Genomic DNA, 1,576 nt, shown 5'->3' on the forward strand with positions numbered 1-1,576 from the left:
CAGAGACGATATGAGCAGGACATAAAAACATTGAGAGCCCCTGCTGCATGAAAGACCGCGGATTAGGCCGACAATGGTGAGTGTCTAATTCAGCCGCGGCGGCCACGCCGCATTCATGGAAGGGGCTCCCATGCTCGATACTACCACCTTCGTCGGCCTCGACGTCCACGCCCGCTCGATAAAGGCCGTCTCCCTCGACGTCATGACCGGGGAGGTGCGCGCCGCGACCTTCGGCTACGACGCCGGCGCCGTCGCGGAGTGGGTCCGCTCCGTGGACCCCGGGGCCAGGTGCGTGTACGAGTCCGGGGTCACGGGCTTCGACCTGCAGAAGAGGCTCTCCGGCCTGGGGGTCGACTGCGTGGTCGGCGCCGTCTCGAAGATGATCAAGCCCAGCGCGGACAGGCGCAGGAAGAACGACCGCAACGACGCCGAGTTCCTCGCCCGCATGCTGTCGGTCGGCAACGTGGTCGAGGTGTGGGTCCCCGACGACGAGTGCGAGGCCGCCCGCGACCTGACCAGGGCGCTCGAGGACGCGAGGGACGACCTCTCGCGCTCGAAGCAGCGGCTCTCCAAGTTCCTGCTAAGGCACGGGCTCGTCTTCGACGAGAGGACGCCCACCGGCCGCAGGAAGGGCAACTGGACCCGGGCGCACTGGTCCTGGATCGAGTCGATTAGGTTCGCGGAGGGGGCCGACAACGACGCGCTCGCCTACTACGTCGACGCGGTCAGGCGGGCGGCGGAGGAGAAGGCGAGGCTCGAGGGGCTCGTCGAGGCCGAGGCCCGCAAGCCCAGGTGGAGGAAGAGGGTCGACTCCCTGCGCTGCCTCAAGGGCGTCGACACCGCTTCCGCCGCCGACCTCGTGTTCGAGGCCGGCGAGTTCTCGAGGTTCAGGAACGCCCGCTCGTTCGCGGCGTGGGTCGGCCTGACGCCCTCCGAGCACTCCAGCGGGGAGAGCGACCGCAGGGGCGCGATCACCAAGGCCGGCAACAAGCACCTGAGGAAGACGCTGGTCGAGGCCGCGTGGCACTACCTGACGTGCTCGGGGCGGCCGAAGGACCTCGCCAAGGGCCAGGCCCCGGACCCGGCCGCCCGCAGGCATGCCGCCAAGGGCGTGCGGAGGCTGGTCGAGAGGCGGGAGGCGCTGCTCGCGCGCGGGGTCCACGGCAACAAGGCGAACGTGGCCACGGCGCGCGAGCTCGCCTGCTGGGTGTGGGCGGTCGGCCTCATGGCCGAGGAGGCGTAGGGGGCCGGTCCCCCGCACATAAGCCAGTCACCCCGGAAGCGGTTCGATCCGAAGCCGTTGAGGCGAACCTCAGGTCCCTTTTCTGCGAGCGCCCAGGGCGCCACACGCGTGCACAGACTGTCGGTTCGACGTAGAAGCCTCAGCCGCAGCAACGGATTGCCCAGCGAGAGATCGCCGCGGGCGGATATTAAACTGCAAAGACGAGCGTCGGTAAGACACGCCGAGGTCGCCGCGGACGGGTTGATATAGGGAGAGGGCCTGACCCCATATCGTTGGGGCCAGGCCCGATTTTGCCTCTTGACAATGTCCTGCTCATATTAAAAGGAACGTCCC

Annotated in this window: 1 protein-coding gene; it reads left to right on the plus strand. The window is 67.9% G+C overall.

Annotation, left to right across the window (positions count from 1 at the left end; all coding sequences use genetic code 11):
- Window positions 1–130 precede the first annotated feature (130 nt).
- Entirely contained in the window at window positions 131–1,243 is a 1,113-nt protein-coding gene (locus DWV43_RS09925; RefSeq protein WP_233539267.1) for an IS110 family transposase, read from the plus strand.
- The last annotated feature ends 333 nt before the right edge of the window (window positions 1,244–1,576 follow it).

Origin of the sequence: Collinsella sp. AF05-9, from assembly GCF_003465595.1 — a bacterium.
Taxonomy (GTDB): domain Bacteria; phylum Actinomycetota; class Coriobacteriia; order Coriobacteriales; family Coriobacteriaceae; genus Collinsella.

What these genes read in the sequence shown, in the direction of transcription:
- DWV43_RS09925 (WP_233539267.1), top strand. Translation starts at nt 131, where the DNA reads ATGCTCGATACTACCACCTTCGTCGGCCTCGACGTCCACGCCCGCTCG.